The 13,561-nt window shown below is 72.1% G+C and carries 8 protein-coding genes; all 8 read left to right on the top strand.

Annotated features, from left to right (window positions below):
- The first annotated feature begins 59 nt into the window (after window positions 1-59).
- The 8 genes from ACJX2R_RS34940 (at window position 60) to glgB (ending at window position 13,551) form a co-directional block, all read left to right on the top strand.
- Window positions 60-1,895, top strand: coding sequence for a rhamnogalacturonan lyase (locus tag ACJX2R_RS34940; RefSeq protein ID WP_413106014.1), 1,836 nt, complete (start codon window positions 60-62; stop codon window positions 1,893-1,895).
- A 27-nt stretch (window positions 1,896-1,922) separates the two neighbouring features.
- Window positions 1,923-2,717 (top strand): pectate lyase, encoded by a 795-nt coding sequence (locus ACJX2R_RS34935; protein WP_413103360.1) that lies wholly within the window; start codon window positions 1,923-1,925, stop codon window positions 2,715-2,717.
- Between the two features lie 97 nt (window positions 2,718-2,814).
- Window positions 2,815-3,678 carry a helix-turn-helix domain-containing protein gene (locus ACJX2R_RS34930; protein ID WP_413103359.1) on the top strand — a complete coding sequence of 288 codons (864 nt, stop codon included), beginning with the start codon at window positions 2,815-2,817 and terminating at the stop codon, window positions 3,676-3,678.
- A gap of 68 nt (window positions 3,679-3,746) precedes the next feature.
- Window positions 3,747-5,000 carry a S8 family peptidase gene (locus tag ACJX2R_RS34925; RefSeq protein WP_413103358.1) on the top strand — a complete coding sequence of 418 codons (1,254 nt, stop codon included), beginning with the start codon at window positions 3,747-3,749 and terminating at the stop codon, window positions 4,998-5,000.
- Window positions 5,001-5,279: 279 nt separating this feature from the next.
- The gene (locus tag ACJX2R_RS34920; RefSeq protein WP_413103357.1) at window positions 5,280-7,274 is read left to right on the top strand and encodes an alpha-1,4-glucan--maltose-1-phosphate maltosyltransferase; all 1,995 of its coding nucleotides are present in this window, start codon (window positions 5,280-5,282) and stop codon (window positions 7,272-7,274) included.
- Window positions 7,271-9,016, top strand: coding sequence for a maltose alpha-D-glucosyltransferase (gene treS / locus ACJX2R_RS34915; RefSeq protein ID WP_413103356.1), 1,746 nt, complete (start codon window positions 7,271-7,273; stop codon window positions 9,014-9,016). Before ACJX2R_RS34920 ends, treS begins: the two co-directional genes overlap by 4 nt.
- A 399-nt stretch (window positions 9,017-9,415) precedes the next feature.
- Window positions 9,416-10,975 (top strand): maltokinase N-terminal cap-like domain-containing protein, encoded by a 1,560-nt coding sequence (locus ACJX2R_RS34910; RefSeq protein ID WP_413103355.1) that lies wholly within the window; start codon window positions 9,416-9,418, stop codon window positions 10,973-10,975.
- Between the two features lie 383 nt (window positions 10,976-11,358).
- A complete protein-coding gene (gene glgB / locus ACJX2R_RS34905) occupies window positions 11,359-13,551 on the top strand; it encodes a 1,4-alpha-glucan branching enzyme (RefSeq protein ID WP_413106013.1) in 2,193 nt (730 codons plus the stop codon).
- Window positions 13,552-13,561 lie beyond the last annotated feature (10 nt).

Below are 13,561 nucleotides of genomic sequence, written 5' to 3'. Positions count from 1 at the left end.
CTCCGCCCCCCGCTCATCCGCCCAGATCCCCGGTGCGGAGGACGCCGATCCGCGGCCGGATGCTGGCCGCCGCCTGCGCGGCGGGCGCGCTGACCGTCACCTCGCTGGTGAGCGTCTCGGAGGCCGCCGAGGGCAAGGGGCCGGCGCCGAAGGCGGCCGCCGCGGCCCAGCTCGAGAAGCTGGACCGGGGGCTGGTGAGCGTGCACACCGGCAATGACAACCTGGTCAGCTGGCGCTGGCTGGCCACCGACCCGGACGGGGTGACGTTCAACCTCTACCGGGGCGGCGTCAAGGTCAACTCCTCCCCCATCACCACGGCCAACTATCTCCACAAGGACGCCCCGAACAGCGCCGACTACACCGTGCGGGCCGTCGTGGGCGGGGTGGAGCAGCCCGCCTCGCCGAGCGCGATCCAGTTCCGCCCGGGGTACTACGATGTGCCGATCTCACCCCCGGCGGGCGGCTCGGGCTACACCTACGAGGCCAATGACGCCTCCGTGGGCGACCTCGACGGCGACGGCGACCTGGACTTCGTCCTGAAGTGGCAGCCGACCGACGCCAAGGACAACTCCCAGTCGGGCGTCACCGGCAACACCATCGTCGACGGCTACACCCTCCAGGGGCAGCGGCTGTGGCGGATCGACCTGGGCCGTAACATCCGCTCCGGCGCCCACTACACCCAGTTCCAGGTGTACGACTACGACGGCGACGGCCAGGCCGAGATCGCGATGAAGACCGCGGACGGCACGGTCGACGGCGCCGGTAAGACGATCGGCAGCGCGTCCGCCGACTACCGCAACTCCAGTGGCTATGTGCTCAGCGGACCCGAATATCTGACGATGTTCAACGGCCGTACGGGCGCCGCGATGAGCACGGTGGACTACGTCCCGCCGCGCGGCACCGTCTCCTCCTGGGGTGACTCCTACGGCAACCGCGTGGACCGCTTCCTGGCCGGGACGGCGTATCTCAACGGCTCCACCCCCTCGCTGATCGAGGCGCGCGGCTACTACACCCGCACCGTGATCTCCGCCTGGAGGTTCAGCGGAGGCCAGCTCACCCGCCAGTGGACGTTCGACACCAACAGCTCCACCAACACCGGCAAGGGCTACGACGGCCAGGGCAACCACGCGCTGGCCACCGGGGACGTGGACGGCGACGGCAGGGACGAGATCGTCTACGGCTCGATGGCCGTGGACGACAACGGCTCCGGGCTGTGGACCAACAAGAACGGCCATGGCGACGCCGCCCACCTCGGTGACCTCGACCCCTCACGGGCGGGCCTGGAGTACTTCAAGGTGGACGAGGATTCCTCGAAACCGGGCTCGTACTTCGCCGACGCCCGCACCGGCCAGGTGCTGTGGTCCACCGCGTCCGGCGGCGACAACGGGCGCGGCGTGGCCGGTGACATCTGGGCGGGCAACGACGGCGCCGAGATGTGGTCCGCGCGGGACGACCAGATCCGCGACGAGGGCGGCGGCACCAAGGGCCGCAAGCCCTCCTCGATCAACTTCCTGGCCTGGTGGGACGGCGATCCGGTGCGCGAGCTGCTGGACGGCACCCATATCGACAAGTACGGCACCTCGGGTGACACCCGGCTGCTCACCGGCTCCGGGGTGCACTCCAACAACGGCACCAAGGCCACCCCGTCGCTGTCCGGCGACATCCTCGGCGACTGGCGCGAGGAGGTGGTCTGGCCGACCAGTGACAACAAGGCGCTGCGGATCTACTCCACCCCGTACGAGACCGACCGGAAGATCACCACGCTGCTCCATGACCGGCAGTACCGCGAGGCGCTGGCCTGGCAGAACACGGCCTACAACCAGCCCCCGCACCCCAGCTTCTTCATCGGCAACAAGATGGCGACCCCGCCGCGGCCGGCCATCACCACCCCGTGAAACCCCCCACCCAGAAGGAGATCCGACATGGCTGAACAACGCACCAGGCACCGGGCGATAGCCGGCGCCCTCGGCGCCGTAGCCCTCACCGCGGGCGCGATCACCACCGGGCTGACCCTGCCCACGGCCTCCGCCGCCACCTGGCCCACGCCCAGCGGCACCCCGCAGGCGGTCACCAAGAGCATCCCGGTCAGCGGCACCATGGACGGCGGGATGAAGCGCTACTACGGCTCGGGCGACCTGGGCTCCGGCGGCCAGAACGAGGGCCAGGACCCGCTGTTCGACCTGAAGGACGGCGCCACGCTGAAGAACGTCATCCTCGGCGCCCCGGCGGCCGACGGCGTGCACTGTGCCGGCAGCTGCACCCTCCAGAACGTCTGGTGGGAGGACGTCGGCGAGGACGCCGCCACCTTCCGGGGCACCGGCAAGACGTACAACGTCATCGGTGGCGGCGCCCGCAAGGCGTCCGACAAGGTGTTCCAGTTCAACGGCGGCGGCACGCTCAACATCTCGGGCTTCGCCGTCCAGGACTTCGGCAAGCTGGTCCGCTCCTGCGGCAACTGCTCGTCGCAGTACAAGCGCACCATCAACGTGAGCAACACCGAGGTCACCGCACCGGGCAAGGCCATCGGCGGGATCAACACCAACTACGGCGACTCGCTGACCCTGCGCGGTATCACGATCATCGGGGACAGCAGCAAGAAGATCGTCCCGTGCCAGAAGTACATCGGGAACAACACGGGCAAGGAGCCCACCGAGAACGGCAGCGGCCCCGACGGCACCTACTGCAAGTACAGCTCGTCGGACATCACCTACAAGTGATGTCCATCACCTACAAGTGACGTCCGGATGACCCGGCGCCGTGCCTGACCCTCACAGGGACAGGCACGGCGCCCGCCCGTACCGGACACTGGCGGGTATGGACACGACTGCCGAACTGGGGAGCTTTCTGCGCACCCGCCGCGCCGGGCTGAGCCCCGAGGACGTCGGCCTGGTCACGTACGGGACCCGGCGCCGGGTCCCGGGCCTGCGCCGCGAGGAGCTGGCGCAGCTGGCCGGGGTGAGCGTGGCGTACTACACCCGGCTGGAGCAGGGCCAGTCCACCGGCGCCTCGGACGGGGTGCTGGACGCGCTCGCCCGCGCGCTGCGGCTGAGCCCGGACGAGCGGGCGCACCTCGGCAACCTGGCCCGTCCGCCGCGCGCCGGGCGCCGCCCCGCGCGGCGCGCCGAGTCCGCGCGCCCGGCGACCCGCCGGCTGCTCGCCGCGATGGACGGCGTACCGGCCGTGGTCCTCGGGCTCCGCTTCGACGTCCTGGCGTGGAATCCGCTGGGGCACGCCCTGATCGCCGGGCATCTGCCCGCCGACGCGCCCGAGCACCCCGACGACCGGCCCAACACCCAGCGGATGCTGTTCCTCGATCCGCACACCCGTGAGCTGTATCCGGACTGGGCGGGCGAGGCGCGGCGCGCGGTCTCCTCGCTGCGGGTGGTGGCCGGGGCGCACCCCGACGACCGGCGGCTGGCGGAGCTGGTCGGCGAACTGACCATGAAGAGCGGGGAGTTCGCGGCGCTGTGGTCGCGCCACCCGGTGCGCCGGTGCGCCTTCGGCACCAAGTCCTTCCACCACCCGCTGGTGGGGGCGCTGGAGCTGGACTTCGAGATGACCCGGCTGCCGGACTCCGGCGGCCAGGCCCTGCTGATGTACGGGGCGGAGCCGGGGTCGCCCTCGGAGGCGGCGCTGCGGCTGCTGTCGAGGGAGACCGTCGCGTTCTACGCCCCCTGATGCGCCCTTGTCGGGATCTTTCCTCCCACGTCAGGCTTGCGCCGTCGAGTTGGGGAGGGGATCGTTCCATGGCATGCGCATCCGCGGGCCCCCGGCGGAGGGTGGCGGCGCCGGCCGCCGTCGTCGCGGTGGTCCTGGTGGTCTTGTCGCCCGCTCAGACCGTTCCCGCGCAGGGGGTCCAGGTCTCGGGCGGGGCGGGGATCCAAGGCCGTACCGCGGGGACCCAAGGCTATATCGTCGCCCTGAAGCGGGGCCCGGGAGCGCCCGCGGCGGCTTCGGGTACGGGCCGGGCGCTGATCGAGCGGTACGGGGCGCGGGTGCGCCGGGTCTACCGCACCGCGCTCAACGGCTACGCGGTACGGGCGAACGCGGCACAGGCCGGGCGGCTGGCGGCCGATCCGCGCATCGCCTCGGTGACCCGGGACGAGCGGGTGTCGCTGCGCTGGTCCCGGGCGCGGTTACCGGCCCCGCCGCGGGGCCGGGCGCGGCCGCCGTGGGGTCTGGACCGGATCGACCAGCCGGACCGGCGGCTGGACGGGGCGTACACCGCGCCCCGCGGCGGCGGGCGCGGCACCACGATCTATGTGATCGACTCCGGGGTCCGCACCTCCCATGAGGACTTCGGCGGCCGGGCCCGCTCCGGCTGGGACTTCGTGGACGACGATCCGGTGGCCGAGGACGGCAACGGCCATGGCACCCATGTGGCCGCCACGGCGGCGGGCACCCGCTACGGCGTGGCGAAGGAGGCCGCGATCGTGGCCGTACGGGTGCTGGACGACCGGGGCGAGGGCACCATCGCTCAGGTGCTGGCCGGAATGGACTGGGTGCTGCGACACGCCAGGCGGCCCGCGGTGGTCAATCTGAGCCTGGGCTCGGCGGCCGCCACCCCGCTGCCCGAATGGGACGCGGCGGTGCGGGCGGGGATCGCCGCCGGTCTGGTCTTCACCGTGGCGGCGGGCAACCAGGACCGGCCCGCCGCCTCGTTCTCGCCGGGCCGGGTGCCGGGGGCGCTCACGGTGGGCGCGACCGACCGCGCCGACCGGCGCTCGGGATTCTCCAACTGGGGCCCGGGAGTTGACCTGTTCGCACCCGGGGACCGGATCGTCTCGGCGTCCGACGCGAGCGATACCGCGGCCAGGACGCTCTCGGGGACGTCGATGGCGGCCCCGCATGTCGCGGGCGCCGCCGCGCTGTATCTCGCCGGCCATCGCTTCGCGACTCCGGCCCAGGTGGGGGCGGCGCTGACGGCCGGGGCGAGCAAGGGCCGGGTGCGCGGCGCGGGCCCGGGTTCGCCGAACCGTCTGCTGCGGGTGGCCAACTGACGTAAACCCAGAACGCGTCGAGTGGACGGCCCCGCCTACGGGCGGGGTCGATTCATGTACCCCGCGTTACGAACCGGTAGTTAACGGGAACCCGGATTGTCTCCCCATTCCGCGGGGGAAGGCTTTCCACGCGCGCCCCCCATGGCCGACCCCATCCGCCCACCAGAGTGAACGCGGACAGGAGCTGTCATGCCCGCAACCCAACGCTCGGCGGCAAAACCGATACAAAGGACAAAAGCCGCCAACGCGTCTCCATCCGCACTGCCGTCAGGTGATCCTATGATCGGTCGCATTCCCATTCTGGATATCCGCCCGCTGATCGACTGCGGCCGCCGCCCCGCCAAGGCGGTGGTGGACGAGACCTTCGAGGTCAGTGCCACCGTGTTCCGGGAGGGCCATGACGCGGTCAACGCCAATGTGGTCCTCCGGGATCCGTCCGGCCGCTCCGGCCCCTGGACCCCGATGCGTGAACTCACCCCCGGCACCGACCGCTGGGGCGCCGAGGTCACCCCCGGCGCGCCCGGCCGCTGGACGTACACGGTCGAGGCGTGGAGCGATCCGATCGCCACCTGGCGCCATCACGCCCGCATCAAGGTCCCGGCCGGGATCGACACCGATCTGGTCCTGGAGGAGGGCGCCCGGCTGCATGAGCGGGCCGCGGCCGGAGTGCCCAAGAACGACGGCCGGGAGGCGGTGCTGGCGGCCGTCGACGGGCTGCGCGACGAGCGCCGCCCGGTGGCCGACCGGCTCGCCGCCGCCCTCGCGCCCGATGTGACCGCGGCCCTCGACCGCCACCCGCTGCGGGAGTTGGTCAGCTCCTCGCGCCCCATGCCGCTCCAGGTGGACCGGGAGCGCGCGCTGTTCGGGTCCTGGTACGAGTTCTTCCCGCGCTCGGAGGGCGCCAAGGTGGCCGAGGGGCGGCGGCCGGTCAGCGGCACCCTGCGCACCGCCGCCGAGCGGCTGCCCGCGATCGCCGCCGCGGGCTTCGACGTGGTCTATCTGCCGCCGATCCACCCCATCGGCACCGCCTTCCGCAAGGGCCCCAACAACACGCTCTCCGCGGGCCCGTTCGACGTGGGCTCGCCCTGGGCCATCGGCTCGGCCGACGGCGGCCATGACGCGATCCACCCCGACCTCGGCACCTTCGAGGACTTCGACCACTTCGTGGCGCGCGCCCGGGAGCTGCGCATGGAGGTGGCGCTGGACTTCGCGCTCCAGTGCTCCCCGGACCATCCCTGGGTCTCCCAGCACCCCGAGTGGTTCCACCGGCGCGCCGACGGCACCATCGCGTACGCCGAGAACCCGCCCAAGAAGTACCAGGACATCTTCCCCGTAGCCTTCGACCGGGACTTCCACGGGCTGGTCCGGGAGACCGAGCGGGTGCTGCGCTTCTGGATGGCGCACGGGGTGCGGATCTTCCGGGTGGACAATCCGCACACCAAGCCGGTGGTCTTCTGGGAGAAGGTGCTCGGCGACATCCACCGCTCCGACCCCGATGTCCTCTTCCTCTCCGAGGCGTTCACCCGCCCGGCGATGCTGAACGCCCTCGGCGCGGTCGGCTTCCACCAGTCGTACACCTACTTCACCTGGCGGAACACCAAGCAGGAGCTCACCGACTACCTCACCGAGCTGTCGGGGGACGCGGCCGCCTGGATGCGGCCCAACTTCTTCGTCAACACCCCCGACATCCTGCACGCCTACCTCCAGGAGGGCGGCCGCCCCGCCTTCGAGGTGCGGGCCGTGCTCGCCGCCACCCTCTCCCCCACCTGGGGCGTCTACGCGGGCTACGAACTGTGCGAGTCCACCCCGGCGCGGCAGGGCGGCGAGGAGTACCTGGACTCGGAGAAGTACCAGCTGCGGCCGCGGGACTGGGCGGCGGCCGAGCGCGAGGGAAGAACGATCACCCCGCTGCTCGCCCGGCTGAACCGGGTGCGCCGCCGCCATCCCGCCCTGCGCCGGCTGCGCAACCTCAGATTCCACCACGCCGACAACGATTCCGTCATCGTCTACTCCAAGCGCGCGGGCGACTCGTGTGTGGTCACGGTCGTCAACCTCGACCCTCACCACACCCAGGAGGCGACGGTCTCGTTGAACATGCCGGAACTCGGCCTCGAGTGGCATGAGTCCGTCCCGGTGCGCGACGAGCTCACCGGCGAGACCTATCACTGGGGCAGGGACAACTATGTGCGCCTGGAGCCGGGGCGGGATATGGCTTCGGCGCATGTGCTGTCCCTGCGACCGTCCTCACCGATCGGAGGGTCACCCACAACATGATCGTCAACGAGCCCGTACCGGACACATTCGAGGACACGCCCGCGGGCGACCGCGATCCCGACTGGTTCAAGCGCGCGGTCTTCTACGAGGTCCTGGTCCGCTCCTTCCAGGACAGCAACGGCGACGGCGTCGGCGACCTCAAGGGCCTGACGGCCAAGCTGGACTATCTCCAGTGGCTGGGCGTGGACTGCCTGTGGCTGCCGCCGTTCTTCGCCTCACCGCTGCGCGACGGCGGCTACGACGTCTCGGACTACACCGCCGTGCTGCCGGAGTTCGGGGACCTCGCGGACTTCGTGGAGTTCGTCGACGCCGCTCATCAGCGCGGGATGCGCGTGATCATTGACTTTGTCATGAACCACACGAGTGATCAGCATCCGTGGTTCCAGGAGTCCCGCAGCGACCCGGACGGACCGTACGGCGACTACTACGTCTGGGCCGACGACGACAAGCAGTACCAGGACGCCCGGATCATCTTCGTCGACACCGAGACCTCCAACTGGACCTTTGATCCGGTACGTAAGCAGTACTACTGGCACCGCTTCTTCTCGCACCAGCCGGACCTCAACTTCGAGAACCCCGCCGTCCAGGAGGAGGTACTGGCCGCCCTGCGCTTCTGGCTGGACCTGGGCATCGACGGATTCCGGCTCGACGCCGTCCCGTATCTGTATGCCGAGGAGGGCACCGACTGCGAGAACCTGCCCCGGACACATGAGATGCTCCGGCGCGTCCGGGCCGAGATCGACGCCCACTATCCGGACACCGTGCTGCTGGCCGAGGCCAATCAGTGGCCGGAGGACGTCGTCGACTACTTCGGCGACTTCTCGGCGGGCGGCGACGAATGCCATATGGCCTTCCACTTCCCGGTGATGCCGCGCATCTTCATGGCCGTGCGGCGCGAGTCCCGCTACCCGGTCTCGGAGATCCTCGCCAAGACCCCCGCCATCCCCTCCGGCTGTCAGTGGGGCATCTTCCTGCGCAACCACGACGAGCTGACGCTGGAGATGGTCACCGACGAAGAGCGCGACTACATGTACGCGGAGTACGCCAAGGATCCGAGGATGCGGGCCAACATCGGCATCCGCAGACGGCTGGCGCCCCTGCTGGACAACGACCGCAACCAGATCGAGCTGTTCACCGCGCTGCTGCTGTCCCTGCCCGGCTCGCCGATCCTCTACTACGGGGACGAGATCGGCATGGGCGACAACATCTGGCTCGGCGACCGCGATGCCGTACGCACCCCCATGCAGTGGACCCCCGACCGGAACGCGGGCTTCTCCTCCTGCGATCCGGGGCGGCTGTTCCTGCCGACCATCATGGACCCGGTCTACGGCTATCAGGTCACCAATGTCGAGGCGGCCATGAGCAGCCCGTCCTCGCTGCTGCACTGGACCCGCCGGATGATCGAGATCCGTAAGCAGAACCCCGCCTTCGGGCTGGGCTCCTTCACCGAGCTGCCGTCCTCCAACCCGGCCGTCCTCGCGTTCCTGCGCGAGGCCCCGAGGACCCGGGACGGCGAGGACGACCTGGTGCTGTGCGTGAACAACTTCTCGCGCTTCGCCCAGCCCACCGAGCTGGACCTCCAGTCCTTCGCCGGCCGCCATCCAGTCGAGCTGATCGGCGGGGTCCGGTTCCCGGCCATCGGCGAGCTGCCCTATCTGCTCACCCTGGCCGGGCACGGCTTCTACTGGTTCCGGCTGCGGCGCGGTGAGGTGATGGGGCGCTGGGCCGACCGCGTCGGCTGAGCGATGCTTTCCCCGGACGGGCTGAAATCAGCCCCTCCGGCGATTGAGGAGCGGGGTCTGGGGCGGAGCCCCAGTTGAGGGAAGGGGCGGGGAGGGGGAAGCACCTATATGCGGCTCCGCCGCGTGGCCCGCCGCAGGCGCCAAGGCCGCCATCCGGTTTCGGCCGGGCACGGCCTTCGCTCATCCGTACGCGTCCATCTCGGGCGCGTACGGGCGTTTTCGACCCCCCGTCATGGGCACTCTGTACTCACACCGTCACCGGCGGGCCCGATGGCGTTCACCGGGCTCACCGTACGGACGATCCTCGCCCGACACGTCCCGCACCGTCGCACAGTCAATGCCGCAATCCGGGACACTTTGCCCTGATCTGTCGTGTGCCCGGGGAAAGGACGCGACGCCATGCCGGAAGCTCCGCTCTCCCGGGGGGCACACCACCCGCCGACCGCCGTACCGCGGGACCAGCCCCCACCGGCCGCGGCCCGCACCGCCGCGGCCGCGGGCCCGCCCGGGCTGCTCACCTCGCTCGCGCCGCTGCTCACCGAGTGGCTGCCCCGACAGCGCTGGTTCGCGGGCAAGGGCCGTCCCGTCAGCGGCTTCGCGCTGGTCTCCGCGACCGAGCTGCTGCCGTGGCGGGCGAGCTGCGGCACGCCGGGGCTGCTCCATCTGCTGATCCGCGCCGAGCAGCCGGAGCCGCCCGGCCACCGGCACGGCTTCGGCTGCGGCCACCGGCGCGGCGCGGCGGCCAGCGACTGCTACCAGCTGCTGCTCGGGGCGCGCCCCACCCTGCCGCCGCCGCTCGCCCCCGCGCTCATCGGCCGGCCCAGCGGCGGGCCGCTGGACGGGCAGACGGTGTACGAGGCGCTGGCCGACCCCCGGCTCACCACGCTGCTGCTGGAGCGGCTGCGGATGCCCGGACGGCTCGGCCCGCTGCGCTTCGTACGGGAGCCGTCCAGCGCCATCCCGTCCGCGCTCGCGCCCCGGGTGATGACGGCGGAGCAGTCCAACTCCTCGGTGGTTTACGGCGATACGTTTATTCTCAAGCTCTTCCGGCGGGTCAGCCCCGGCACCAACCCGGACCTCGAACTCCCCCTCGCGCTCGCCCGCACCGGCTGCCCCCGGGTGCCCGCGCCCGCCGCCTGGTTCGAGGCCGAGCCCCCGGCCGAGGCCGCCGGGCCACGGCCGGAGCCGTTCACCCTGGGGGTGCTCCAGCCCTTCCTGGCCGGTTCCCGGGACGGCTGGCAGCTGGCGCTTGACGCCCTGGCCGCCGACGGCGACTTCACCGACGCCGCCCGCGCGCTGGGGCACGCGACCGCCGAGGTCCATCTGGCGATGGCCCGCGCGCTGCCCACCTCCGTGCTGCGCCGCCCGCAGATCGAGCATCTCGCCGCGGCGATGAGCGAACGGCTCGACTCGGCCGCCGCCGCGGTGCCCGCGCTCCAGCCGTACCGCACCGCGCTGCACGGCGCGTACGAGGACTTGGCCGCGCTGGGGCGCGCGGGCCGCACCTGGGCGGCCCAGCGCATCCACGGCGATCTGCACCTGGGGCAGGCGCTGCTCACGGGAAACGGCGGAGACGGCGGGGACAGCGGAGGCGGCGGCGGAGCGGGCGGGCGGTGGTCGCTCATCGACTTCGAGGGCGAGCCGTCCCGCCCGCTGGCCGAGCGGCGCCGCCCGCAGCCGCCGGTGCGCGACATCGCGGGCATGCTGCGGTCCTTCGACTACGCGGCGGCCGTGGGACGCCATGAGCAGCCGCAGCGGTGGGCGGGCCGCACCCGTGCCGCGTACTGCGCGGGCTACGCGGAGGCGTCCGGCACCGATCCGCGCGCCGAACCGGAGCTGCTGCGCGCCCATGAGACCGACAAGGCCGTCTACGAGGTGCTCTACGAGGCGCGGCACCGCCCCGACTGGCTGTCCGTCCCGATGACCGCGATCCACCGCCTGGCCGCCACCCGCGCCTGACCCCGGCCCGGACTCCTTTCCCGCCGTTCCCCCGTCCCCTCCGACACCTCCGACACCTCCGGGAGGACCACCCCGTGACCGCACGACCGCCGTCCGGCCAGTACCCGTCCGACGAGGGACCGGGCCACGCGCCCGCCGCCACCGGCGCCACGACCGGCCCGGCGGTCCCGGACACGTTCCTCTCCGGCCGCCCCCATCCGCCCGCGCACCGGGGCCCCGAGGCCCGGGTGTCCTACGGCTCACCGCCCGTGCCCCGGGCGCCCCGCGCGGGCGGGGAGCGGCGGGAGGAGGACGGCGGCGTGGGCGGGCCGTCGCGGGTGGCCGGGCGGCCCGTGGCCGGGGGTGGCGCGGGCCCCGACGACACGGTGGAGGACGAGCGGGGGGTGCGGGCCGCGCCCGCGCTCGGGGACGAGGACCGGCGGCGGCTGCTGACCGGGGCGCATCACGATCCGCACGCGGTGCTCGGCGCCCACCCCGTGCCCGGCGGGGTGCTGTTCCGGACCCTGCGCCCGTACGCCCGGTCGGTGACCGTCGCCGCCGCCGGGCTGCGCGCCCGGCTGCGGTCCGAGGGGGACGGGCTGTTCTCCGGGGTGCTGCCGCTGCGGGAGGTCCCGGACTACCGGCTGCTGGTGGCGTACGAGGACGCCGAGCTGGAGCTGCACGACCCGTACCGCTTCCTGCCCGCCATCGGTGAACTCGATCTGCACCTGATCGGCGAGGGCCGCCACGAGGAGCTGTGGCGGGCGCTCGGCGCGCGGCCGATGACCCATCAGGGCGTGGCCGGCACCCGCTTCACCGTATGGGCGCCCAACGCCCTAGGGGTGCGGCTGACCGGCGACTTCACCTACTGGGACGGCACCGCGCTGCCGATGCGCTCGCTCGGCGGCAGCGGCGTGTGGGAGCTGTTCCTGCCCGGTGTCGGCGAGGGCGCGCTCTACAAGTTCGAGATCGCCCGGCCCGACGGCGGCCACTCCCTGCGCGCCGATCCGATGGCGCGGCGCACCGAGTGCCCGCCCGCCACCGCCTCCGTCGTCCACGCCTCGCACCACGACTGGGGCGATGAGGCGTGGATGGCGGGCCGGGCGGGCGGCCGCGTCCATGAGCTGCCGTTCTCCGTCTACGAGGTGCATCTGCCGTCCTGGCGGCCGGGGCTGACCTACCGGCAGCTCGCCGAACAGCTCCCGGCGTACGTCAAGGACCTGGGGTTCACCCATGTCGAGCTGATGCCGGTGGCCGAGCACCCCTTCGGCGGCTCCTGGGGCTACCAGGTGACCGGCTTCTACGCGCCCACGGCCCGGCTCGGCACCCCCGACGACTTCAAGTACCTGGTGGACGCGCTGCACCGGGCGGGCATCGGGGTCATCGTGGACTGGGTGCCCGCGCACTTCCCGAAGGACGCCTGGGCGCTGGCGGAGTTCGACGGCCGTCCGCTGTACGAGCCCGCCGATCCGCTGCGGGCCGCGCACCCCGACTGGGGCACGCTGGAGTTCGACTACGGGCGGACGGAGGTGCGCAACTTCCTGGTGGCGAACGCGGTCTACTGGTGCGAGGAGTTCCATATCGACGGTCTGCGCGTGGACGCCGTCGCGTCCATGCTCTACCTCGACTACTCCCGCGAGCCGGGCCAGTGGACGCCCAACGCGCACGGCGGCCGGGAGAACCTGGACGCGGTCGCCTTCCTCCAGGAGATGAACGCGACCGTCTACCGCCGCTGTCCGGGCGTGGTCACCATCGCCGAGGAGTCGACCGCGTGGGACGGGGTCACCCGCGCCACCCACCATGTGGGCCCCAGCGGCTTCGGCGGCCTCGGCTTCGGGCTGAAGTGGAACATGGGGTGGATGCACGACTCGCTGGCCTATCTCGCGCACGAGCCGGTGCACCGCGCCTATCACCACCACGAGATGACGTTCTCGATGGTGTACGCGTACAGCGAGAACTACGTGCTGCCGATCTCGCATGACGAGGTGGTGCACGGCAAGCGGGCCCTGGTGTCGAAAATGCCCGGCGACTGGTGGCAGCGGCGCGCCACCCACCGCGCCTACCTCGGCTTCATGTGGGCCCATCCGGGCAAGCAACTGCTGTTCATGGGGCAGGAGTTCGCGCAGGGCGCCGAGTGGTCGGAGGCGCACGGTCCCGACTGGTGGCTGCTGGACCCGTCGTACTCCGCCGAGCCCGACCACCGGGGCGTCCGCGATCTGGTCCGCGACCTCAACCAGGCGTACGCGGCCACGCCCGCGCTGTGGCAGCGGGACACCGACCCCGAGGGGTTCTCCTGGATCGAGGGCGATGCCCGCGAGGACAACGTCTTCGCCTTCCTCCGCTACGACGCCGAGGGCTCCCCGCTGCTGGCCATCAGCAACTTCTCCCCGGTGGTCCGGCACGAGTACCGCGTCGGGACGCCGGAGGCGGTGCCGGTGTGGCGCGAGGTGCTGAACACCGACGACCGGCGCTACGGCGGGGGTGGCGTGGTCAACGCCGAGCCGCTGAAGGCCGAGCCCACGGGGTGGCACGGCCGTCCGGCCTCCATCCTGCCGGTGCTGCCGCCGCTGGGCACGATCTGGCTGCGGCCCGCCTGAGCCGTACGCA

The organism is Streptomyces sp. Inha503, assembly GCF_047215865.1.
GTDB classification, from domain to species: domain Bacteria; phylum Actinomycetota; class Actinomycetes; order Streptomycetales; family Streptomycetaceae; genus Streptomyces; species Streptomyces lycopersici.
Note: the sequence above shows the minus strand (reverse complement) of the source record. Positions and strands in the feature narration are given on the sequence as shown.

Bases quoted from the DNA above. Each gene is read 5' to 3' on its own strand.
- ACJX2R_RS34940 (WP_413106014.1), top strand. From the start codon at position 60: ATGCTGGCCGCCGCCTGCGCGGCGGGCGCGCTGACCGTCACCTCGCTG.
- ACJX2R_RS34935 (WP_413103360.1), top strand. From the start codon at position 1,923: ATGGCTGAACAACGCACCAGGCACCGGGCGATAGCCGGCGCCCTCGGC.
- ACJX2R_RS34930 (WP_413103359.1), top strand. From the start codon at position 2,815: ATGGACACGACTGCCGAACTGGGGAGCTTTCTGCGCACCCGCCGCGCC.
- ACJX2R_RS34925 (WP_413103358.1), top strand. From the start codon at position 3,747: ATGGCATGCGCATCCGCGGGCCCCCGGCGGAGGGTGGCGGCGCCGGCC.
- ACJX2R_RS34920 (WP_413103357.1), top strand. From the start codon at position 5,280: ATGATCGGTCGCATTCCCATTCTGGATATCCGCCCGCTGATCGACTGC.
- treS (WP_413103356.1), top strand. From the start codon at position 7,271: ATGATCGTCAACGAGCCCGTACCGGACACATTCGAGGACACGCCCGCG.
- ACJX2R_RS34910 (WP_413103355.1), top strand. From the start codon at position 9,416: ATGCCGGAAGCTCCGCTCTCCCGGGGGGCACACCACCCGCCGACCGCC.